General features: G+C 71.5%; 16 protein-coding genes. 14 read left to right on the plus strand and 2 right to left on the minus strand.

Features of this window, described 5'->3' with window-relative positions:
- Positions 1-92 precede the first annotated feature (92 nt).
- Positions 93-2960: an AfsR/SARP family transcriptional regulator gene (locus ACWY4P_RS01620; RefSeq protein WP_456208271.1), complete on the minus strand. Its 2868-nt coding sequence runs from the start codon at positions 2958-2960 to the stop codon at positions 93-95.
- A 339-nt stretch (positions 2961-3299) separates the two neighbouring features.
- On the opposite strand from ACWY4P_RS01620, the gene ACWY4P_RS01625 reads away from it, so the two are divergent.
- The 11 genes from ACWY4P_RS01625 to ACWY4P_RS01675 all read left to right on the plus strand — a co-directional run bounded on the left by ACWY4P_RS01625 (position 3300) and on the right by ACWY4P_RS01675 (position 16975).
- A complete protein-coding gene (locus ACWY4P_RS01625; RefSeq protein ID WP_456208272.1) occupies positions 3300-4307 on the plus strand; it encodes a helix-turn-helix domain-containing protein in 1008 nt (335 codons plus the stop codon).
- A 44-nt stretch (positions 4308-4351) separates the two neighbouring features.
- A complete protein-coding gene (locus tag ACWY4P_RS01630) occupies positions 4352-4948 on the plus strand; it encodes a Dps family protein (RefSeq protein WP_456208273.1) in 597 nt (198 codons plus the stop codon).
- 82 nt (positions 4949-5030) lie between these two features.
- Entirely contained in the window at positions 5031-6014 is a 984-nt protein-coding gene (locus ACWY4P_RS01635; protein ID WP_456208274.1) for an alpha/beta hydrolase, read from the plus strand.
- Positions 6015-6112: 98 nt separating this feature from the next.
- A complete protein-coding gene (locus ACWY4P_RS01640) occupies positions 6113-8356 on the plus strand; it encodes a xanthine dehydrogenase family protein molybdopterin-binding subunit (protein ID WP_456212776.1) in 2244 nt (747 codons plus the stop codon).
- The gene (locus ACWY4P_RS01645; RefSeq protein WP_456208275.1) at positions 8353-9285 is read left to right on the plus strand and encodes an FAD binding domain-containing protein; all 933 of its coding nucleotides are present in this window, start codon (positions 8353-8355) and stop codon (positions 9283-9285) included. Before ACWY4P_RS01640 ends, ACWY4P_RS01645 begins: the two co-directional genes overlap by 4 nt.
- Positions 9282-9764: a (2Fe-2S)-binding protein gene (locus tag ACWY4P_RS01650; RefSeq protein WP_456208276.1), complete on the plus strand. Its 483-nt coding sequence runs from the start codon at positions 9282-9284 to the stop codon at positions 9762-9764. Before ACWY4P_RS01645 ends, ACWY4P_RS01650 begins: the two co-directional genes overlap by 4 nt.
- Positions 9765-9783: 19 nt before the next feature.
- Positions 9784-10788 carry an amidohydrolase family protein gene (locus ACWY4P_RS01655; protein WP_456208277.1) on the plus strand — a complete coding sequence of 335 codons (1005 nt, stop codon included), beginning with the start codon at positions 9784-9786 and terminating at the stop codon, positions 10786-10788.
- A gap of 20 nt (positions 10789-10808) precedes the next feature.
- The gene (locus ACWY4P_RS01660) at positions 10809-11906 is read left to right on the plus strand and encodes an XdhC family protein (protein WP_456208278.1); all 1098 of its coding nucleotides are present in this window, start codon (positions 10809-10811) and stop codon (positions 11904-11906) included.
- A gap of 161 nt (positions 11907-12067) precedes the next feature.
- Positions 12068-13810: a pyruvate dehydrogenase gene (locus ACWY4P_RS01665; protein ID WP_456208279.1), complete on the plus strand. Its 1743-nt coding sequence runs from the start codon at positions 12068-12070 to the stop codon at positions 13808-13810.
- Positions 13811-13923: 113 nt separating this feature from the next.
- A complete protein-coding gene (locus tag ACWY4P_RS01670) occupies positions 13924-14589 on the plus strand; it encodes a hypothetical protein (protein ID WP_456208280.1) in 666 nt (221 codons plus the stop codon).
- 232 nt (positions 14590-14821) lie between these two features.
- Positions 14822-16975: a hypothetical protein gene (locus ACWY4P_RS01675; RefSeq protein ID WP_456208281.1), complete on the plus strand. Its 2154-nt coding sequence runs from the start codon at positions 14822-14824 to the stop codon at positions 16973-16975.
- Between the two features lie 52 nt (positions 16976-17027).
- On the opposite strand, the gene ACWY4P_RS01680 is transcribed toward ACWY4P_RS01675, so the two are convergent.
- Entirely contained in the window at positions 17028-17834 is an 807-nt protein-coding gene (locus ACWY4P_RS01680) for an SAM-dependent methyltransferase (protein ID WP_456208282.1), read from the minus strand.
- 428 nt (positions 17835-18262) lie between these two features.
- Between ACWY4P_RS01680 and pdhA the strand changes: the two genes are divergently transcribed.
- Genes pdhA through ACWY4P_RS01695 form a run of 3 tightly spaced genes read left to right on the plus strand, consistent with a single transcriptional unit; the run spans position 18263 to position 21692 of the window.
- Complete coding sequence (pdhA, locus tag ACWY4P_RS01685) at positions 18263-19432, plus strand: pyruvate dehydrogenase (acetyl-transferring) E1 component subunit alpha (protein ID WP_456208283.1); 1170 nt, start codon at positions 18263-18265, stop codon at positions 19430-19432.
- The gene (locus tag ACWY4P_RS01690) at positions 19429-20430 is read left to right on the plus strand and encodes an alpha-ketoacid dehydrogenase subunit beta (protein ID WP_456208284.1); all 1002 of its coding nucleotides are present in this window, start codon (positions 19429-19431) and stop codon (positions 20428-20430) included. The genes pdhA and ACWY4P_RS01690 overlap by 4 nt, the downstream gene beginning before the upstream one ends.
- A complete protein-coding gene (locus ACWY4P_RS01695; RefSeq protein ID WP_456212777.1) occupies positions 20427-21692 on the plus strand; it encodes a dihydrolipoamide acetyltransferase family protein in 1266 nt (421 codons plus the stop codon). Before ACWY4P_RS01690 ends, ACWY4P_RS01695 begins: the two co-directional genes overlap by 4 nt.
- The last annotated feature ends 61 nt before the right edge of the window (positions 21693-21753 follow it).

The raw sequence follows: 21753 nt of genomic DNA on the forward strand, positions 1-21753 counted from the left end.
GGAGCGCCTTCGGAGAGCACCGTGACGGTGTCACCGGGCGGAAGCAACGGCACCGCCCGGCCACGGTGATCCGGGTGGCCGGGAGAACCACCTCAGGCGAGGTTCCGTAGGCGGCTCGCGTCCCGCAGCCGGGCCTGGACCCGTTGGGTTTCTTCGGTTCGGCCGAGTTCGGTGAAGAGCGTCAGGGCCCGCTGCCACACGGCCCGGGCGACGTCGTGCTCGCCCACCACGTCATGCGTGTCGCCGAGGCGGGTCAGGGTGTCGGCTTCCTGGTAGGGCACACCGAGTTCGCGGTACACGGTGAGGGCGTTGTGGAAATCGATCACGGCCTGTTTGTACTGGCCGAGGTGGTGGTGGGCGTAGCCGATGCTGTCCCAGGTGGCGGCCTCGCCGTAGCGGTCGCCGGATTCCCGGAGCAGGTCGATGGCCTGCTCGCAGTGGGCGAGGGCCTCGTCGTACCGTCCGAGCAGGGCCGCGTACCAGCCCACCGCGTTCAGGACTCTGGCCTGCGCCGCTCGCCGACCTGCCGCCCGGAACAGGTCCAGGGCCCGCTGATTGTGGCGCAGCGCTCCGGCGAGGTCGCCTTGGCGGTCGGAGGTCCAGCCGAGGCTCCGGTGGGTGTGGGCGAGCCGGACGGTGTCGCCGAGTCGGTCGAACTCGTCGGCGGCCCGGTCGAGTCGGGCCCGCGCTTCGCTGTAGTGGCCCAGCCGGCCTTCGATTCGGGCGAGGGACCGTTCGGCGTAGGCCTCCATCGCCGGGTCGGCCAGACGCCGTGCCGCGTCCAGGGCGGCGCGCTGGGTGGCCAGGCAGTCCTTCCAGTGCCCGCGTCGGTCGAAGAACGCCTCGAGGGACCAGGCGAGGTGGCAGACGTGGGCGTGGAACCCGGACACCGCGGCCTGCCGCACGGCCGGGAGCAGTCCGGGGTACTCGGCGGTGAGCCAGGCCAGGGCCTGGCGGTCGTCGGTGAGGGGCTCGGGCGTGACACCGCTCATGGCCGGCTCCGGCGGTATGAGGTCCTCGTCCGGCGAGAGCCGCAGGGCGGCCGTGTGGGCGGTGTGCGTGTAGTGGTCGAGTATCCGTCGGCGTGCGCGGCGGCGGGAGGTGTCGGTGTCCTGGTCCTCGACCAGTTCGGTGGCGTATGCGCGCAGCAGGTCGTGGAAGGTGTAGCGGCCCGGGGTGGGTTCGGTGAGCAGGTGGGCACGGGTGATCTCGGTGAGCAGGGTCCGGGTCCGGCGGACGGGGAGACCCACCAGGCTGGCCGCGGCGCCGGCGGTGAGGTCCGGTCCCGGGTGGAGGGCGAGCAGCCGGAACGTCCGGGCGGCCTCGGGAGACAGCGCGTCGTAGGACCAGGAGAAGGCGGCACGGGCATCGGAGGTGCTGTCGGTGCCGGAGAACGCGGTGAGGCTGCCGTGGGTCAGGCGGAGTTCCGCGGCGATGTCGGCCAGCGGGACGCCGGGGTGGATGGCGGCACGGGCGGCGACGACGGCCAGCGCCAGCGGGAGCCGGCCGCACAGGGCGATGATCTCCTCCAGCGCCTGGGGCTCGGCGGCCGCCCGGTCACGGCCGATACGGCGCGCCAGCGAGGCGCGGGCGTCGGTGACGGGCGGCAGTTCCAGGGGCACCGGCCGGGCTCCCTGGCCGGCGACCAGGCCGAGCATCTGGTCTCGGCTGGTGACGACGGTCAGACAGCCGGGGGCGCCGGGCAGCAGCGGGCGTACCTGGTCGGTGTCACGGGCGTTGTCCAGCAGGACGAGGACGCGCCGGTCCGCGAGCAGGCTGCGGTACAGCGCGGCCAGGGCGTCGAGCCCCTCCGGGACGCTCTGCGGGGGTACGCCGAGGGCGTGCAGGAATCCGTGGATGGCCTCCGCGGGTCGCATCACGGACCCGCTCGGGTCGAAGCCGCGCAGATTGATGTACAGCTGTCCGTCGGGGAAGCGGTCGGCGACCTGGTGGGCCCAGTGCACCGCCAGCGTGCTCTTCCCGATGCCCGCCATGCCGCTGATCACGCCGATCGTCGCGGCCTGGGGGAATGCGGCCGCCCGGGGATGGATGCCGAGCAGGCGGGTGAGTTCCGCCTGTCTGCCGGAGAACACCGCGAGGTCGGCGGGCAGTTGGGCGGGCCGGACCCAGGGTACGGAGGCGGCGGGGAGCGCCTCCTGCCGGTCGTCGGCGCCCGCGGTGCGATGCGGTCGGCCGGTGCCGGTACCGGAGCCGTGGGCGGGCGGGGCCGACGGCCCGGGGCCCCTCGCTCGCCGGTGGGCCGCGCGCAGTTCGGGGCCCGGGGAGACGCCCAGGTCCTCGGCCAGCCGGCGCCTGACGTCGGCGTAGGCGGCCAGGGCCTGTGCCCGGTGTCCTGAAGCGGTCAGTGCCAGGACCAGCCTGGCGTGCAACGGTTCGTCCAGCGGGTCGAGGGCGGCTGCCTGCCGGAGCAGGGGCACCACTTGCCCCGCCCGGTCACAGTTCAGCGCGGCGTCGGCGGCCTCGCCCACCGTGTCCAGGTATTCGCAGTCCAGGCCGGTGAACACCGGATGCCGGCGCACCGTCACCGGGAGGCCCGCCACGGCCGTACCCCGCCACAGGGCGAGCGCCTGAGCGAACAGCTCCAGCGCCTCCCCGGGCCGCCCGTCGCCCGCCGCCCGCCGGGCCCTGCCGGCCAGATCGCGGTGCCGCAGCAGATCGACGGAGTCCGCCGCCACCCGCAGCCGGTACCCGCCGGCCTCGCGCAGGAGCCAGCGGCCCGGCGCCCTGGGCGGCAGCTCCGGTTCCAGCAGCCGCCGCAGCAGGCCGACGTACCGGTGGACCACATTGACCGCCGTGGCGGGTGGCCGCTCCGCCCAGAGAACGTCGATGACCTCACTCAGCTGTACGTGTTCTCCCGCCCGCACCAGGAGCAGACCCAGGAGCGAGCGTTGTTGTGGAACCCCCAGGTCCAGCTCGGTAGCCGCCCGCCACGCGCGCATCGGCCCCAGGATCTGGAACCGCAGGGGTTCGCCCGCCGCGTCCCCGCCGGCACGCCCCCGCGGCCCTCCGCCGTTCGACATCCCGGACCGACGAGCCGCCGCTCTCGCTTTCACTGTTCTTCCACCGCGCGCACCTAGGGTCAGGTCTCCATCCCAGTCCGTGCACGGTACATCAGGAGGACGTATGCCCTGCCAGGACCCATCGGCGGAGCGTCGTTGAGCGGCGGCGCGCCTGCCGAGAGCAGGAGGCATGCCGTTCACTCCCCGGCGACGCTGCCGTCGGACAGAAAACTCGCCCGTTGGCGAAGCGCCGTCTCACGTACGTTCATCGGCCTGGACATGATTCTGCGAGGAGGGGAGCGCTGGTCCGCCGGCATCGGAGTCGCGCAGCTCGGCCCGGTGCGGATCGTCACGATCGAGTCCGACCCGATAGCAACCTTTCGTACCCCGGCTCACATCGCTGCCGACGGGCGCGACTTCCTGATGGCCCACATGCAGCGGGCAGGAACATCCACCGTCCACCAGGACGGCCGAGCGGCCTCTCTGGGACCGGGGGACCTGACCTTCTACGATGCCTCGCACCCCTTTACGGTGGTCGCCCCCGAGCGCTACCAGGCGAAGATCGTCGTGATTCCGCGCAGGACACTGGGGGTGGCTGAGCACGATCTGCGCAGCCTCACGGCGCAGCCCATCCACGCCGGCACGCGGCTGCCCGCCCTGCTGCTGCCCATCGTCTCCCGGCTCGCCGACGAGGGCGACGCCCACTCCAACCACGTCAGGGAGCAGCTCGCGCGCACCGTCACGGATCTGCTGGCCACGCTCGCGGCGGACAGCCTCGACGGGAAGACCCCCTGTGCCCGCGATGCGGACCACACCCAGCTGGCGCGCGTCCGCGGTTACATCGACAGACATCTCGCCGACTCCGGGCTGTCACCTGAGGCGATCGCCCGGCATCACGGTATGTCCGTGCGCTACCTGCACAAGCTCTTCCAGGAACAGGGCACGACGGTCGGCCGGTGGATCAGGCAGCGCCGGCTCGAGGAATGCCGGAAGGAGCTGGCACGCCGTGGCCGGGCGAGCCGGACGGTCGCCGCCGTGGCCCGCCGCTGGGGATTCATCAGCCCGGCGCATTTCAGCCGGGTCTTCCGGGCCGCGTATGGGATGTCTCCCAGCGAATGGCAGGCATTGTGGCAGGATCCCGTTCTACCCGAGCGGCAAGGCCGCCCGGGTCCGGTGCCCCGCCTGGTGACCCGTCGGCCGGGGGGTGAGCGCTCCTCTCTGGCCGGTGCGCTCCCGGACCACAACACATGCGCCCACGGTCAAGGCGGCATGTGGCTGGACGCCTAACGTCGTGTCGTACCCCTCCGCACCAGATGCTCAGGAGACCGATCATGACCGACAACTCCCCGTCGGGGGACGCACCCGTGGCAGCACGAGGCAGCCAGCCGTGGTTGCACCAGAAGGGTGCGGTGATCCAGGAATTCGGGACCGTCAAGCAGTTCCCGATCGGCCTGTCGTACGACGCCCGCATGTACTCCTCTCAGCGGCTGAACCGGGTTCTGGCCGACACTCAGATCCTGTACGGCCTTTACAAGAAGCACCACTGGCTGATGCGCGGCGCGACGTTCTACCAACTGCATCTGGTGCTGGACAAGCACGCCGATGAGCAGCTCGCCCTCGTGGACACGCTCGCCGAGCGCGTGCAGACCCTGGGCGGTGTCGCGGTCGGGGACCCGCGCCAGGTAGCCGAGATCACCTCCATACCGCGGCCTCCGGACGGCGTGGAGGAGGTCCCGGCCATGCTGTCGCGGCTGCTGGAAGCCCACGAGTCGATCCTCGTCGACGCCCACGACGCCGCCACGCGCACCGCCGAGCTGGGCGACGACGGCACCAACGACCTTCTTGTCTCGCAGGTGATCCGGACCGGCGAACTCCAGGCGTGGTTCCTCGCCGAACACCTGGTCGACACCCCGCTGGTACGCGCCTGAGCCCTTCCCGGCTCGGTTCGCCTCCGTGGCACCGTCACGTTTTTCCACCCACGTTTCGACAACACAGTTCAGGAGACGATGTATGTCCAACGGCAGCACGCCGGTCCAGCCAGTGCTGGAGCCGGCCGCGAAGGCCTTCGCGGAAGCGACCGACAACCCGCCGTACCTGTTCGAGCTCGCCCCGGCGGAGGGGCGCAAGGCCGTCGACGAGGTGCAGTCCGGCGCCATCGACAAGCCCGAGATCGACGAGGAGTGGATCACCGTCTCCGGTGGCCCCACGGGCGAGGTCAGGGCTCGGATCGTCAAGCCGGCAGGTGCCGCGGGCACCCTGCCGGTGATCCTCTACATCCACGGCGCGGGCTGGGTGTTCGGCAACGCCCACACCCACGACCGTCTGGTCCGTGAACTGGCCGTCGGCGCGAACGCCGCCGTGGTCTTCCCCGAGTACGCCCTCTCCCCCGAGGCCCGCTACCCGGTCGCCATCGAGCAGAACTACACCGTCGCCCAGTGGGTCGTCCGGGAGGGCGCGGGCAAGGGCCTGGACGGCTCGCGGCTGGCCGTGGCCGGGGACTCCGTCGGCGGGAACATGACCGCCGCGCTGACCTTGATGGCAAAGGAGCGCGGCGACGTGCCCCTGGTCCAGCAGGTGCTGTTCTACCCGGTCACGGATGCGAACTTCGACACCGGCTCGTACCACCAGTTCGCCACCGGCTACTTCCTGCGCCGGGACGGCATGCAGTGGTTCTGGGACCAGTACACCACCGACGAGAGCGAGCGCGCCCAGATCACCGCCTCCCCGCTGCGCGCCACCACCGAGCAGCTCACCGGCCTGCCCCCGGCCCTGGTCATCACCGGCGAGGCCGACGTGCTGCGCGACGAGGGCGAGGCGTACGCCAACAAGCTCCGCGAAGCCGGCGTGCCCGTCACCGCGGTGCGCTTCCAGGCCATCATCCACGACTTCGTCATGCTCAACGCCCTGCGCGAGACCCACGCGGCACAGGCGGCCATCACGCTCGCCGCCGGCACCCTGCGCACCGCGCTCCACCCGGCGCCGCACACTCCCTGACGAGGAGAAAAAGCGGAGGTACAGTTGTGGCAAATTGGGCAAGGCGCGAGGACGAGCGGCTACTCACCGGCAGTGGACGCTACGTCGCCGACATAAATGTGCCGGGTTGTCTCGACGCCGCATTCGTAAGAAGCAAAGTGGCACACGGCACCCTGCGGGAGGTGGACTGCGCAGCCGCCCGTGAGGTACCCGGAGTGGTGGGGGCGTGGTCCGCCACGGATCTCGCGGCCATACCCGCGTGCGCACAGGCCGCCGCCGATCTGCAGGACCTCCCCCCGGTTCCGCACACGGTGCTCGCCAAGCTGTCCTCGGACGAGGCGGTGGCCGGCCGCGAGTGGCCGGCGCTGGTGAAGGACCGGGTGCGGTACCCGGGCGAGGCGGTCGCGGTGGTCCTGGGCGAGGACCGTTACCGGGCCGAGGACGGGGCCGCGGAAGTGACCTTCCGGATCGATCCCCTGCCCGCGGTGGTGACCCCGGCGGCCGCGGCGCAGGATGCGGTTCCGCTGTTCGACGGCTTGAGCAACGTGGCTTTCGAGGGATCGGCAGGGCAGCCCATCGAGGATTCGGTGTGGCAGGGGGCGGCGGCCGTGGTGGAGGCCCGGTACCGCCAGCAGCTGCTGATGCCCACTCCGATGGAGTGCCGGACGATCCTCGCCGTGCCCGAGGGAGACCGGCTGACGGTGTGGTCGGGGCATCAGATGCCGCATCGGCTGCGCCGCGAACTGGCGACGCTGCTGGGGTGGCCGGTGGAGCGGGTGCGGATCGTGGTGCCGGACACCGGAGGGGCGTTCGGTTCCAAGAGCGCGTCGTTCCCGGAGTTCGTGGCGGTCGCCTACCTGGCGGTGCGGCTCGGACGGCCGGTGCGCTGGATCGAGGACCGTCTGGAGTCCATGACGGTCGCCACCCGGGGCCGGGGGCAGGACCAGCGGGTCCGGCTCGCCGCCGACGCCGACGGCCGGCTGCTGGGGTACGAGCTGCACATCGACGCCGACGTGGGTGCCTATCCGCATCTCGGGGTGGGGCTCCCGATGCAGACCGTCTGGATGGCGACGGGCCCCTACACCACGCCCCGAGTGCATGCGACCCTCCGCTCGGTGCTGACCAACACCATGGTCACGTATCCCTACCGTGGCGCGGGCCGGCCGGAGGCGGCGATCGCACTGGAGCGGACCATGGACCTGCTGGCCCGCGAGCTGGGGATGGACCCGGCGGAGCTGCGGCGCCGCAACTTCATCCCGCCCGACAGCTTCCCGTACGACACACCCACCGGCCGACGCTACGACAGCGGAAACTACGCCGCCGCGCTCGACCTGGCGCTGGAGACCCTCGACTACGACAAGTGGCGGACGGAGCAGGCCCGGCGCCGGAACGACCCCGCCGCTCTGCCGCTGGGCATCGGGCTGTCCTGCTATGTGGAGCGCTCCGGTGGCGAACCGGGCGGACTGCACGAGTTCGGCAGTCTCGAGGTCGGCGAGGACGGGACGATCACCGCTCGGTGCGGGGCGGCCCCCAGCGGCCAGGGCCACGAGACGGTCTTCCCCGCGCTCGTCGCCAAGACCCTCGGCGTGGACGAGGAGCGGGTCCGGCTCGTCGAGGGCGACACCGACGAACAGCCCGAAGGTCTGGGTTCCTTCGCCAGCCGTTCGGCGCAGGTGGCCGGCGCGACGCTGCGGCACGTCGCCACCCTGCTCATCGACGAGGCCCGGGAGCGGGCCGCGGCACTGTGGAAGCTGCCGGTCGAGAACGTGGCGTGGTCCGCGGGCACCGTGCACCCCATCCAGGGCGGCGCGGCGGCCATGGACCTGACCGAACTGGTGAAGGCCACCGGGCCGTTGCGGGTCGAGGACCGGTTCGAGGCGGGCATGGCGTTCCCGTTCGGCACACACGCGGCGGCGGTCGAGGTCGATCCGGAGCTCGGCACCGTGCGGGTGCTACAGGTGGTGGCGGTGGACGACTGCGGAGTGGTGCTCAACCCGATGGTGGTACGGGGGCAGGCTTTCGGGTCGGCCGTGCAGGGCATCGGCCAAGCGCTCTACGAAGGCATCACCTTCGACGAGGACGGCGTCCCCCACCTGGCCAACGGGCTGCTGGACTATCTGCTCCCGACATTCACCGAGATTCCGCCGATCGAGATCAAGGACACCTGCACACCGAGCCCCAGCACACCACTGGGCTCGAAAGGGGCGGGAGAGTCGGGTTGCATCGGCACTCCGGCCGCGATCGTCAACGCCGTGGCCGACGCACTGCGGATCGCCGACCCCGACCTGCTCCAGATGCCGCTCACCCCGGACGTGGTGTGGCGAGCGGCCCGCGCCCCGAAGATCGAGGAGGAGGTCCGGTGAAACCCGCCGCCTTCGACTACGCCGTACCGCGCACGGTGCGTGAGGCCGTCGACGCGCTCGCCGACCCCGGCCGCAAGACGCAGGTCATCGCCGGCGGGCAGAGTCTGCTCCTGGAGATGCACCTGCAGCGGATCCGCCCCGAGCTGGTGGTCGACATCAACCGCGTCGCCGAACTCGACCACATGAGCGTGGCCGATGACACGCTGCGGGTCGGCGCCCTGGTCCGCCATGGTGTCTTCGAGTCGGAGCAGGCCGTACCGGGCCCGCTCGGCACGTTGTTCTCAGCGGCTGTCGTCAACATCGCCCATCCGCCGATCCGCTCGCGGGGAACCATGGTGGGCAGCTTCGCCTGGGCACACCCCGCCTCGGAGTGGTGTGCCATCGGAGTGGCCCTCGACGCCGGCATCGAATTGCACGGCCCCGACGGAGTGCGCGAGGTCGCGGCCGGTGACTACTTCCGCGGTCCGTACCTGACCGCGCGCCGGCCCGAGGAGCTCATCACCTCCGTACGGTTCCCGCTGCTCGGCGAGGACACCGGGGTCGGTTTCATCGAGCACCGGCGCACGCACTTCTGCTTCGCCCAAGTGGCCGTCGCGGCGACCCTGACCGTGCGGGACGGGCTGATCAGCGAGGCGAGAATCGGCCTGGTCAACTGCGCGGACAGGCCCGTGCGGGCACACGCCGCCGAGCGGGCGCTGATCGGCGCCGAGGCCGGCGCGCCCACGGACGGATACCGGCTGCCCGACGGCCATCCGTTCGCCCGCGCAGGCCGGATCGCCGCGGACCAGGACGCCGCGCCCTTGCCCGAGCCGTTCGCCGACGTCGAGTACAAACGGCAGGCCATCGCGGTCCTGGTCGCCAGGACACTGTGCCAAGCGGCGGCGGACCAGCGCTCGCGCGCCGCCGAGCTCAAGGGAGACCACCGATGAAGATCACCCTCACCGTGAACGGCGAAGTATACCCCCTTGACGTGGAGCCCCGCCGTATCCTCGCCGACGTCCTGCGGGAGGACTGCCGCCTGACCGGGACGCACCTCGGGTGCGAGCACGGCATCTGTGGGGCGTGCACGGTCCTGGTGGACGGCGAGGCCGTCCGGGCCTGCCTCATGCTGGCCGTGCAGTGCGACGGCAGGTCGGTACGGACCGTGGAGGGACTCGCGGGGCCGGGCGGTGAGCCCCATCCGCTCCAGCGGGCCTTCTCGGCCGAGCACGCCCTGCAGTGCGGCTTCTGTACGCCGGGCTTCCTCATGGTGGCCGCCGGGGCGCTGGAGGCCGACCCCACCATCGGCGGGGACCCGGAGCGCGTGGAAGCTCTGGTCGGCTCCAACATCTGCCGGTGTACCGGCTATGAACCCATCCGGCGCGCGATCATGCGAGCCGCGAACGAGACGCCGGACACCTCGGCCTGACGTCGCGAAGGAGAGAAAGATGGCCGTACGAGATGTCCGCGCCGGAATCATCGATGTCCACGCGCACTGGCTGCCGCGAGAACTGCTCGCCCTGCCGCCCGGCAATCCGCTCGGGGGCATGAACGACCGCGACGGCGAACTGTTCCTCGGCGACATTCCGCTGTCGTTTCCGACCGCGGCGATGACCGACATCGACGCCGTCGCCGCGGACACCGAGAAGGCCGGCCTCGGTGCCCGTGTGGTCTCGGCACCACCCTTCGCCTTCCCCGTCCACGCGCCGGCCGAGGCGGACGACTACATCGCCTCCTACAACGAACAACTGTCGAAGGCCGTTTCCACCACCGGCGGCAGGCTCGTGGGGCTCGGGCTGGTGCGGCTGGACGACGTGGACGCCGCCCGGCGCGAGATGACCCGGCTGAAGACCATGGAGGGTGTCGCCGGGGTCGCCGTCCCCCCGCTCGCGCAGGGCCGGTCCTACGGCGACGGCGTGATGCGCGAGGTGCTCGGTGTCGCCGCGGAGCTGGATCTCGCCGTACTCGTGCACCCGATGCAGCTGCCGCGGCCGGAGTGGGACCACCACTACCTGGTCAATCTGATCGGCAATCCCGTGGAGACCACGACCGCCGTGGCATCGGTGCTCCTGGGCGGTGTCATGGAAGAACTGCCGGACCTGCGGATCTGCTTCGTCCACGGCGGGGGCTGCGCCCCGGCCCTGGTCGGCCGATGGGGACACGGATGGCGGTCACGGGCGGATGTGCGCCGGGGAAGCGACCGTCCACCGTCCGATTCGTTCACCCGGCTGTACTTCGACACGGTCACTCATGACCCCGAGGTGCTCAGGCTGCTCCTGGCCCATGCCGCGCGGGACCGGATCCTGTGCGGGAGCGACTACCCGTTCGACATGGCGCAGCCCGACCCCGCCCGCTTCGCGCCGGCCGGCGGGCTCGACGCCACGGCCCTCGAAGCCAACGGCCGCGTGTTCCTCGGGCTGGAGCCCACGCCCCGGCCGACCGCCCATACCTGACAGCCCGTCGGAGGACATCGATGCGACAACTGGCACCCCGTCTCCTCGAGTGGCACGCCTCCGGTTCCCCCTACGCCGTCGCCAGTGTCGTGGCCGTGAGCGGCAGCGCGCCCATGCCGCCGGGTTCGGCGCTGTGCGTGCGTCCCGACGGCACGGCGCTGGGCAGCGTGTCGGGAGGGTGTGTCGAGGGAGCGGTGTACGAACTGGCGCAAGAAGTACTGTCCTGCGAGGCGCCGCGGCTCGCCTCCTTCGGCTACTCCGACGACGACGCGTTCGCCGTCGGCTTGACCTGCGGAGGCGAGATCGAGGTCTTCGTCCAGGCCGTGCGGGGGGACACCGCTGGTGTCCTGGCCGCCGCACACCGGGCGGTGGAGGCCGAACGGCCGGTCGTACTGGCGCGGGTGATGTCCGGTCCGGACGACCAGCCGGGCCGGATGATCGCGCTGTTCGAGGACCGGCACCTGGGGAGTACCGGCCGGGCGGATCTGGACACCACCGTCCTGGCCGACGCGCGTCTGTCGCTGGGCCTGGACGAGACCCGGGTGGAGAGATACGACACGGGCGGCGCCACCGGGCCGCGGCAGGCTCGTGTGCTGTTCGAGTCCTGGGCGCCCAGCCCGCGACTGCTCGTTTTCGGTGCCACTGACTATGCCGCCGCCGTGGCCGAGGTCGGGGCCTTTCTCGGGTACCGCGTGACCGTCTGCGACGCACGCCCTGCCTTCACCACAGCCGAGCGCTTCCCGGCCGCCCATGAGGTGGTGGTCGACTGGCCGCATCGGTACCTGGCGGCCACACACACCGATCGGCGCACGGTGGTGTGCGTGATGACCCACGACCCGAAGTTCGATGTGCCCTTGCTCGTCGAGGCGCTGCGCAGACCGCTGGCGTACGTGGGCGCTCTCGGCTCGCGACGGACACAGGCGGCCCGGACGCGGGAGCTGCGTGAGGCCGGCGTCTCATCCGCCGCGCTGGCCGGTTTGCACTCGCCCGTGGGCCTCGATCTGGGCTCCTCCACCCCGCGGGAGACCGCCGTGTCCATCGCGGCGGAACTCATCGCCGTGCGGCACGGCCGCAGCGGACACGCGCTCTCGACGACCGAGGGCCCCATTCACGCCTGAGCCGACGCCGCCCGGGACCGGCCGGATGGCGCCCCGTGCGCTGCCGGGCTCGCCCCCGTGCGCCGACGGTCAACTCGGCGCCATTCCGCCTCATTAGCGTGGTCAAAACCCAACGACGGACCGCCTGCGGGCCGTCCCCGCTGTCGAACCCGAGGAGTGCCGTGGCCAAGCAGACAGTGGCCGAGCAGTATGTCGATCTCATAGCCAGTGCCGGTGTGCGCCGGATGTACGGCGTGGTCGGGGACAGCCTGAACCCCGTCGTGGACGCGGTCCGACGCCACCGCACGGTGGAGTGGATCCAGGTGCGGCACGAGGAGGTCGCGGCATTCGCGGCCGGGGCGGAGGCCCAGCTCACCGGCAGGCTGGCCGCCTGCGCGGGCTCCTGTGGACCGGGCAACCTGCATCTGATCAATGGTCTCTTCGACGCGCACCGGTCGATGGCTCCCGTGCTCGCGCTGGCCGCGCAGATCCCCAGCGGCGAGATCGGGACCGGGTACTTCCAGGAGACCCATCCGGACCGGCTGTTCGAGGAGTGCAGTCACTACTCGGAGCTGATCTCCTCGCCCCGCCAGATGCCGCGAGTGGTCCAGACGGCGATCCAGCACGCGGTCGGCCGACGTGGCGTATCGGTGGTGGCCCTGCCCGGCGACACCGCCGGGCAGAGCTCCCCGGACAGCGGGGCCGAGCTCGCCATACCGCTGGACCTGCCCGCCATCCGCCCCGGTGGCCAGGAGCTCGCCCGGTTGACGCAACTGGTCGACGCCGCCGAGCGAGTGACGGTGTTCTGCGGCCGGGGCGTCGCCGGTGCCCACCCGGAGGTGATGGCCTTCGCGGAGAAGGTCAAGGCCCCGGTCGGGCACGCGTTGCGGGGCAAGGAGCACATCCAGTACGACAACCCGTACGACGTCGGGATGTCCGGCCTGCTCGGTTACGGCGCCGCGTACGAGGCGATGCACGAGTGCGATCTGCTGCTGCTTCTGGGCACCGACTTCCCGTACACCGACTTCCTGCCCCGTGGTGTCCGGACGGTGCAGGTCGACGTGCAGCCCGAGCGGCTGGGCCGGCGCACCCGGCTGGACCTCGCCGTCTGGGGGGACGTCCGCGAGACGCTGCGCTGCCTCACCCCGGCGGTGCGGGAGAAGCCGTCGCGCCGGTTCCTCGACCGGATGCTGCACCACCACGCCCGCGCGCTCGAGGGCGCCGTCAGCGCTTACACCCGGAACGTGGAGAAGCACACCCCGATCCATCCGGAGTACGTGGCCTCGGTGCTCGACGAGGAGGCAGCCGACGACGCGGTCTTCACCGTGGACACCGGGATGTGCTGCGTCTGGGCCGCCCGCTATCTGACGCCGAACGGCCGCCGCCGGATTCTGGGATCGTTCGTGCACGGTTCGATGGCCAACGCACTGCCACAGGCCATCGGCGCGCAGTTCCTCGACCGCGGGCGCCAGGTGGTGTCCCTCTCGGGCGACGGCGGGTTCTCCATGCTGATGGGCGACTTCCTGACCCTGGTGCAGTACGGGCTTCCGGTGAAGGTCGTGCTGTTCAACAACTCCTCGCTCGGCATGGTCGAGCTGGAGATGCTGGTCGACGGGCTGCCCTCGCACGGCACCGGGTACCCGCACACGGACTACGCTGCCATCGCCCGGGCGGCCGGTGCCCACGGGGTCCGCGTGGAGAAGCCCGGCGAGGTGCGCGACGCGCTGCGCGAAGCCTTCGCCCACGACGGTCCGGCGCTCGTCGACGTCGTCACCGACCCCAACGCGCTGTCCATCCCGCCGAAGATCACGACCGAGCAGGTCACCGGCTTCGCGCTCTCGGCGAGCCGCACCGTGCTCGCCGGCGGCGTGGGACGCATGATCGATCTGGCCCGGAGCAACCTGCGCAACATCCCGCGCCCCTGAACGCGGGACCGCCGCACAGTCGCACACGGATCGGCGGCGCCGGTGGCGCCGCCGGTCGGCCCGAGGCAACGGGCGACGAGTCCGACGGCACCACCCAATTGGCCGGGCGCGAATTGCCACGCACGGCCGTCTTCGACAAACTGCGCGCGCTGCGGCGGGACATGTACGAACCGGGCCGGGGAACCTGGGTGGGTGCGCGGCTCTTCCTGTGTCCCAAGGACAGCCCTGAAGAAGACGGCTTCGACTGGGGAAGCAACGTGTTCCCGTCCGCGAAGAACTTCCCCTGGCGTGACGAGGTCACCGCGGCGGACTGCGTTCAGGAACTCGCGGCGTACCCGCTGCCGGAGGAGAAGGTCCAGTGGTGGATGAACTGGAAGTCGGAACTGCATGGGATCGCGGAGGCGTTCGACCCCGGTGATCTCCTGGCCCGGCCGCAGGAGGAGCAGGACCTGGTCGCGCTGCTGCCCCGGGGCGACGAGCAGCTCTTCGCGCGGGCGCGGGAAACGTTGGACCGGTTCCTTCCGAACGGCGGTGAGCTGCTGCGGATCGGCCGGCTGGCCGAGGGACGCTGGTCGGTGGTCGGTGGTGCAGACGGCCACCGTATGGCTGACGGTCCGCTTCGCCGAGGGCCGCTGCGTCGAGGCCGTCGCCTTCCCCGACACCTACTCGGCGCTGGTCCACGCCATCGGTCGCATTCTGGTCGAGGCGGGAGCGGAGCTGACCAGCGAGGTGCTGGACCATGCGGCCCCAACACATGCGCGGAGCGTGGATTCACGTGAAGGGGCCCGCTACGTACCACGTCTACCGGGTGCGCAAGCCGATGACTGTCCACCCCGGGCTGTTCGCGCCCTGGCGGGAACCCGGTGAGGAGACACCCGCCGAGGACGGGCGCGGGTTCCACCTGGTCGACCCCGGTCAGTGCTGTCAGAACCATTGCACTCGGGACGAAGATCTTGTTAGCTTGCGCCCGCATAAAAACGATTCAATCAGCAACACGGCGGGAGTCCCTTCATGGCAGTCAGCCGTCGAACCTTCGTACGCACCGGCATGACCGGAGTCGCCGCCGCGGTCACCGCGGGCTGGCGGGTCGGCGACGCCGTCGCCGAGCCGTCGCCGCGGCGGCCCGGCGGGATCGACCGGCACGCCCTCGTATCGCGCCACGACGTGGTCCGTACGGCCAGCGACCCCATGACACCGCTCCAGGTGGGCAATGGGCAGCTCGCGTTCGGCGCCGATGTGACGGGATTGCAGACCTTTCTGCCCTTCGCCACCCTGTCCGACTGGGGCTGGCACAGCGACCCGCTTCCGGACGGCCAGACCCCGTCGGACTTCGCCGGACAGGTCTGGGACACCCATGGCCGACCGGTCCGTTACGACATCCCCGACCCGGAACACCCGGAACTCTCCGACTGGCTGAGGGCGAACCCGCACCGGATGAACCTGGCCCGCATCGGTCTGAGGCTGCTGCGCGCCGATGGGACCGAGGCGGTCGAGGCCGATCTGAGCGGCTGCCACCAGCGGCTGGACCTGTGGACCGGAACGCTGCACAGCCGGTTCACCCTGGAGGGCAGCCCCGTCACGGTGCGGACGAGCTGCGGCCCGGATGTGGACGCGGTCGCCGTGCGGATCGACTCCCCGTTGGTGGCCGAGGGCCGGCTCGCGGTGTTCATCGACTTCCCGTACTCCAATGGGGCGGCGAAGTTCTCCGCGCCCTTCGTCGGCGTCTGGGACCGCCCCGATGCCCACACCACACGGTTGCGGACCCGCGGCCCCCACCGCGCGGACATCACCCATGAGCTCGACGACACCCGCTACCACGTGGGCCTCGAATGGCGAGGCGGCGGGCAACAGCCGTCGCGAGTCGACGGCCACCCGCACCGGTATCTGCTCGGCGGCGGCGCGGGCACCCGGCTGGAGGCCACCTTCCTCTTCGCGCCCCGGCCCTCTCCCCGGGTGCCCACCGCCACGGCGGTCGAGGCGGCCGCGGCCAGGGCTTGGCCGGCGTTCTGGCGCTCCGGCGGTGCCCTCGATCTCTCGGAAAGCACCGATCCCCGGTGGCGGGAGCTGGAGCGCCGGGTGGTGCTCAGCCAGTACCTGCTGGCGGTCAACGAGGCCGGCAGCACCCCGCCGCAGGAGTCCGGGCTGGTCAACAACGGGTGGTACGGCAAGTTCCATATGGAGATGTACTGGTGGCACGCCGCGCACTACGCGCTGTGGAACCGCTGGCCGCAGCTGGACCGCGGCGTCGGCGTCTATCGGAGCTTCCTCGACTCGTCCCGGGAGCGCGCCCGGCAGCAGGGGTACCAGGGCGCGCGCTGGCCCAAGATGACCGATCCCGGAGGCCGCCAGTCGCCCGGCGAGATCAACGCGCTGTTGCTCTGGCAGCAGCCCCATCCGATCTTCCTCGCCGAGCTGGACTACCGGGCCCACCCGACCCGCGCGACCCTGAACAAGTGGCGGGATGTCGTCTTCGCCACGGCCGAGTTCATGGCCTCGTACGCCTTCGAGGACGCGGGCCGCCATGTGCTCGGTCCGCCCTTGCACCTCGTCTCCGAGAACAGCGACCCCAAGGTCACTCTCAACGGCGCCTTCGAACTGTCCTACTGGCGCTTCGGACTGCGGCTGGCGCAGCAGTGGCGCGAGCGGCTGGGGCGGCCCGCGGACCCCGGCTGGGAGGCGGTGCTCGACGGACTCGCGCCGCTGCCCGTCCAGGACGGCGTGTACGTCGTGTACGAGGGTGTGCGCGAGATGTGGACCGAGTACATCTTCGACCACCCCTCGCTGGTCGGCCTGTACGGCTGGCTGCCGGGGCACGACGTGGACGTGGCGATCATGCGCGCCACCGCCCGCAAGGTGTGGGACGTGTGGGCCTGGGACGCGGCCTGGGGCTGGGACTTCCCGATGCTCGCGATGAACGCGGCGCGGATGGGCGAGCCCGACCGCGCCATCGACTTCCTGTTGCATGAGAAGTTCGGGTTCGACGACGCCGGGATGCCGCTCGGCGGCTCCCGGGTCGCCACGCCGTACTTCCCGGGCGCGGGCGGGCTGCTCTACGCGGTGGCCCTGATGGCCGCCGGATGGGACGGCGCCGAGGGCGAGGCGCCCGGCTTCCCGTCCGACGGGCGGTGGCGGGTGCGGTGGGAGGGGATGGCACGCGCCGTGTAGGGCCGACGGCCGCGTAGGGCCGATTGCCGTGCAGGGGCCGGCACAGGGTGACTCAGCGTTTTCTGGCTACGCCGCCGAACATGGAGACGTCCGCATCCGACAGCTGGCTGAGCGACGGGTCGTCGGGACGCCAGCGATGGATCGGGACCACGCCGGGCTCGACCAGCTCCAGCCCATGGAAGAACTGTTGGATCTCTTCCTTCGGGCGCTGCTGCACCGGAACTCGTGATGCCGCGTAGACGTCCGCCGCGCGCTTCATCTCCTCGGGGGCGAAGTCCGAGGTGCCGTAGGTCAACGCCAAATAGCTGCCGGAGGGGAGCGCGTTCACCAGCTCGTCGAGGATGGCGTAATGATCGTACTCCGGAGGAACGAAGTGCAGAATTGAGATCATCATCAACGCCACCGGCTTGGTCAGATCCAGCGTCTCGAGCAGCTCAGGAGCGGTGAGTATGCTCCGGGGATCTCGCAGGTCGGCCTCCGCGTAGGCGGTTTTCCCTTGCGGGACGCTGGTGAGGAGGGCGCGTGCGTGCGTCAGCACGATCGGGTCGTTGTCCGTGTAGACAATGCGCGCCTCGGGGGCGATTCCCTGGATGACCTCGTGGAGGTTGGGCGATGTGGGAATCCCCGTCCCGATGTCTAAGAACTGGCGGATCCCGGCCTCTTGGGCGAGCATGCGTGCCGATCGGCGCATGAAATATCGATTGTTCCGCGCGATGGTGCGCGCGTGCGGCAGCACGGCCAACACCTTTTCGGCCGCCTCTTGGTCCGGGGGGTAGTGGTCCTTCCCGCCCAGGAAGTAGTCGTACATGCGCGCGGAATGCGCGGTTCCCGTGTTGATGTCATCGGCTGACCAGCTCATCTGGGACTACGCCCCTCTCCGTTGTGTCGTTACGAGGTTGAGCAGAGGGCAGGTTAGCCGAGGTCCGCGGGCCGAGTCGGCGCGGGGCGTGTGCTGCGCGCGGGTGGCCGACCGGCGGGGTGGGTTCGGAAGTGTTTGCACGGAAAGTCAAGCACCGTGCGTCATCGGTCAATGACGGTGAAGGCTCCGGCACCGAAGATTTTCTCGTGTGCGTCACACAGGGGGAAGCGCCGGCCACGGCCCTTCGGCAACGGCTCTACCAGCCGTTTCAAGATATGCCGAAGGTTTACGCAAGGCCCGCCACAGACGGTGGTGGCCGGGCGGCCCGATCCCTGGTGGCCGATGCCCCGTCACTGAGGTCCGGGCAGCCCTCGCCGGTCGCCGCCGCGAGAGAAACCTTCCGGACCGCGAACAGGAGTGCTGGAGACATGACCGTGCTCGACCAGCCCGGCCGACATAGTGTTCCGCCCTATGTGGGCCGGGCCCGCCCGGACCCCGCGCCCCTGCTGCCGGGCTCCGAGCCTCACCGGGTGCTCGGCGGCACGGCCGAGCCCGACCGGCAGCTCTGGCTCGAGCTGTACCGGCGGCTGGTGACCGGCCGGCGCTTCAACGAGCAGGTGACGGCCCTGACCCGGCAGGGTCGGCTCGCCGTCTACCCCTCCTCCACCGGCCAGGAGGCCTGTCAGATCGCCGCCGCGCTGGCGTTGGCCGAGCGCGACTGGCTCTTCCCCAGCTACCGGGACACGCTCGCCACCGTGATGCGCGGCGTCGACCCGGTCCAGGCGCTGACGCTGCTGCGTGGCGACTGGCATACCGGCTACGACCCGCACACGCACCGGGTGGCGCCGCTGTGCACCCCGCTGGCCACCCAGCTGCCCCACGCGGTGGGCCTGGCGCATGCGGCGCGGCTGAAGGGCGACGACGTGGTCGCCCTGGCCCTGGTGGGCGACGGCGGCACCTCCGAGGGCGACTTCCACGAGGCGCTGAACCATGCCGGCGTCTGGCGGGCACCGGTGGTGTTCCTGGTGCAGAACAACGGCTTCGCGATCTCGGTGCCGCTGGCCAAGCAGACCGCGGCGCCCAGCATCGCCCACAAGGCCGTCGGCTACGGCATGCCCGGGCGGCTGGTGGACGGCAACGACGCCCCGGCGGTCCACCGGGTGCTCACCGAGGCGATCGGCAGGGCCCGTTCCGGCGCCGGGCCCACCCTGGTGGAGGCGCTCACCTACCGCATCGACGCGCACACCACCGCCGACGACGCCACCCGCTACCGCTCCGAGGCGGAGGTCGCCGCCTGGCGCGCCCACGATCCGATCGGCCTGCTGGAGCGGGAGTTGCGCCGCCACGGGCTGCTCACCGACGCCGAGACACAGCGGGCCGCCGAGGCGGCGGAGGCACTGGCGCAACGTCTCCGCGACGCGCTGGGGGCCGATCCCCCGCTCACATCTGCCGACCTGTTCTCCCATGTCTACGCCGAGCCCACTCCGCAACTGCGCGAGCAGACCGCCCGGCTGCACGCGGAACGGGAAGCGGAACTGGAGGCAAAACTGGAGGCGGAGAGCGCCCGCACGCCGGACGCACCGGAGTACGCCCGATGACCGCCGCCACCATGACGATGGCCCAGTCCCTCAACCGCGCCCTGCGCGACGCGATGGCCGCGGACCCGACCGTCCATGTGATGGGCGAGGACGTCGGCACTCTCGGCGGGGTCTTCCGGATCACCGACGGGCTGGCGAAGGAGTTCGGCGACGACCGCTGCACCGACACCCCGCTGGCGGAGGCCGGCATCCTCGGGACGGCGGTGGGCATGGCGATGTACGGGCTGCGGCCGGTGGTCGAGATGCAGTTCGACGCCTTCGCGTACCCGGCGTTCGAGCAGCTCGTCAGCCATGTCTCGCGGATGCGCAACCGCACCCGGGGTGCGCTGCCGCTGCCGCTGACCATGCGGGTGCCCTACGGGGGCGGGATCGGCGGCGTCGAGCACCACAGCGACTCGTCCGAGGCCTACTACATGGCCACACCGGGCCTCCATGTCGTCACCCCGGCCACGGTCGCCGACGCCTACGGGCTGCTGCGCGCCGCGATCGCCTCCGACGACCCGGTGGTCTTCCTCGAACCGAAGCGGCTCTACTGGTCCAAGGCGCCCGTCGACCTCGACCGGCCACCACAGGCGCCGCCCGTCGGCCGGGCGGCGGTCCGCCGGGAAGGCACCTCGGCGACCCTCATCGCTTACGGGCCGTCGGTGCCGGTGTGTCTGGAGGCGGCGGAGGCCGCCCGCGCCGAGGGCTGGGACCTCGGGGTCGTCGACCTGCGCACCCTGGTGCCGTTCGACGACGAGACCGTGTGCGCGTCGGTACGCAGCACCGGACGGGCGGTCGTGGTCCACGAGGCCACCGGCTTCGCCGGCCCGGGCGCGGAGATCGCCGCCCGGATCACCGAGCGGTGTTTCCACCACCTCCAGGCCCCGGTGCTGCGGGTGACGGGCTTCGACATCCCCTACCCGCCGCCGATGCTGGAGCGGCACCACCTGCCCGGCGTGGACCGGATCCTGGACGCGGTGGCGCGTCTTCAGTGGGAGAGCGAGTGGACGGCATGACCCAGGCGCGCGAGTTCACCCTGCCCGACCTTGGAGAGGGGCTCACCGGGGCCGAGATCCTCCGCTGGCTGGTCGAGGTGGGCGACGTGGTCACGGTGGATCAGCCGGTGGCCGAGGTGGAGACCGCCAAGGCGAGTGTGGTGCTCCCCTGCCCGTACGCGGGGACGGTCGCCGCCCGCTACGGCGCCCCCGGCGAGGAGATACCGGTGGGAGCCCCGCTCCTGGCCGTCGCCCCGCCGGACCGCGGCTCAGGCCGGGTACTCGTCGGCTACGGCACGACCGCGGACGCGGTCTCCCGCCGCCGACGGCCGGCCCACGGCACGGCGTCCACACCGGGTGGCTCCGTACCGGACCGCCCCGCGGCGGACAACTCCATACCGGCCGGTCCCGCCACCGGGCCGGTGCCGGTGATCTCCCCGCTCGTCCGCCGTCTGGCCCGGGAACACGGGCTGACGCTCGACGACATCGCGGGGTCCGGCCCGAACGGCCTGGTGCTGCGCGCCGATGTGGAACGCGCCGCCCGCGCGGACCGCCGCAACGGCGAGGCGCAGGGCCACAACGGCGAAGCGCATGGCTCGAACGCGCCTGCCGAAGAAGCCCGCGTCCCGCTGCGCGGCGCCATCGCCGCCATGGCGGACAAGCTCACCCGCAGCCGAACCGAGATCCCCGACGCCACCTGCTGGGTGGACGCCGACGCCACCGAGCTCATGGCCGCCCGCCACCGCACCGGCCTGCCGCTGCTCGCGCTGCTCGCCCGGATCTGCGTGGCGGCCCTCGCCCGCCACCCCGAACTCAACGCCACGGTGGACACCGCGGCCCGTGAGATCGTGCGCCTGTCCGCCGTCCACCTGGGCTTCGCCGCCCAGACCGACCGTGGCCTGCTGGTCCCCGTCGTCCGGAACGCCCACGCCCTGACCGCCCGGCACCTCGGCGAGGAACTGGCCCGCCTGGCCGCCGAAGCCCGCGCCGGCAGCCTGCCACCGGCCGATCTCACCGGCGGAACCTTCACGCTCAACAACTACGGGGTCTTCGGCGTGGACGGCGCCACCCCGATCCTCAACCACCCCGAGGGAGCCATGCTCGGCGTCGGTCGCATCGTCCGCAAGCCCTGGTGCCACGAGGGCGAGCTCGCCCTCCGGGACATCGTGCAACTCTCCCTCACCTTCGACCACCGCCTGTGCGACGGCGGCACGGCGGGCGGTTTCCTGCGGTACGTGGCCGACTGCGTCGAACAGCCGATCACGCTGCTGGCCGATGTCTGAACGCCCGCCCGCTCCATGGGCAAGCACGACCTGACCACTGCACGCTTCTCAACGGGGGGAA

It is taken from the genome of Streptomyces sp. LZ34 (assembly GCF_053890475.1).

What these genes read in the sequence shown, in the direction of transcription:
- ACWY4P_RS01695 (WP_456212777.1), top strand. Translation starts at nt 20,427, where the DNA reads ATGACCCAGGCGCGCGAGTTCACCCTGCCCGACCTTGGAGAGGGGCTC.
- pdhA (WP_456208283.1), top strand. Translation starts at nt 18,263, where the DNA reads ATGACCGTGCTCGACCAGCCCGGCCGACATAGTGTTCCGCCCTATGTG.
- ACWY4P_RS01625 (WP_456208272.1), top strand. Translation starts at nt 3,300, where the DNA reads ATGATTCTGCGAGGAGGGGAGCGCTGGTCCGCCGGCATCGGAGTCGCG.
- ACWY4P_RS01660 (WP_456208278.1), top strand. Translation starts at nt 10,809, where the DNA reads ATGCGACAACTGGCACCCCGTCTCCTCGAGTGGCACGCCTCCGGTTCC.
- ACWY4P_RS01635 (WP_456208274.1), top strand. Translation starts at nt 5,031, where the DNA reads ATGTCCAACGGCAGCACGCCGGTCCAGCCAGTGCTGGAGCCGGCCGCG.
- ACWY4P_RS01690 (WP_456208284.1), top strand. Translation starts at nt 19,429, where the DNA reads ATGACCGCCGCCACCATGACGATGGCCCAGTCCCTCAACCGCGCCCTG.
- ACWY4P_RS01675 (WP_456208281.1), top strand. Translation starts at nt 14,822, where the DNA reads ATGGCAGTCAGCCGTCGAACCTTCGTACGCACCGGCATGACCGGAGTC.
- ACWY4P_RS01650 (WP_456208276.1), top strand. Translation starts at nt 9,282, where the DNA reads ATGAAGATCACCCTCACCGTGAACGGCGAAGTATACCCCCTTGACGTG.
- ACWY4P_RS01680 (WP_456208282.1), bottom strand. Translation starts at nt 17,834, where the DNA reads ATGAGCTGGTCAGCCGATGACATCAACACGGGAACCGCGCATTCCGCG.
- ACWY4P_RS01620 (WP_456208271.1), bottom strand. Translation starts at nt 2,960, where the DNA reads ATGCGCGCGTGGCGGGCGGCTACCGAGCTGGACCTGGGGGTTCCACAA.
- ACWY4P_RS01630 (WP_456208273.1), top strand. Translation starts at nt 4,352, where the DNA reads ATGACCGACAACTCCCCGTCGGGGGACGCACCCGTGGCAGCACGAGGC.
- ACWY4P_RS01655 (WP_456208277.1), top strand. Translation starts at nt 9,784, where the DNA reads ATGGCCGTACGAGATGTCCGCGCCGGAATCATCGATGTCCACGCGCAC.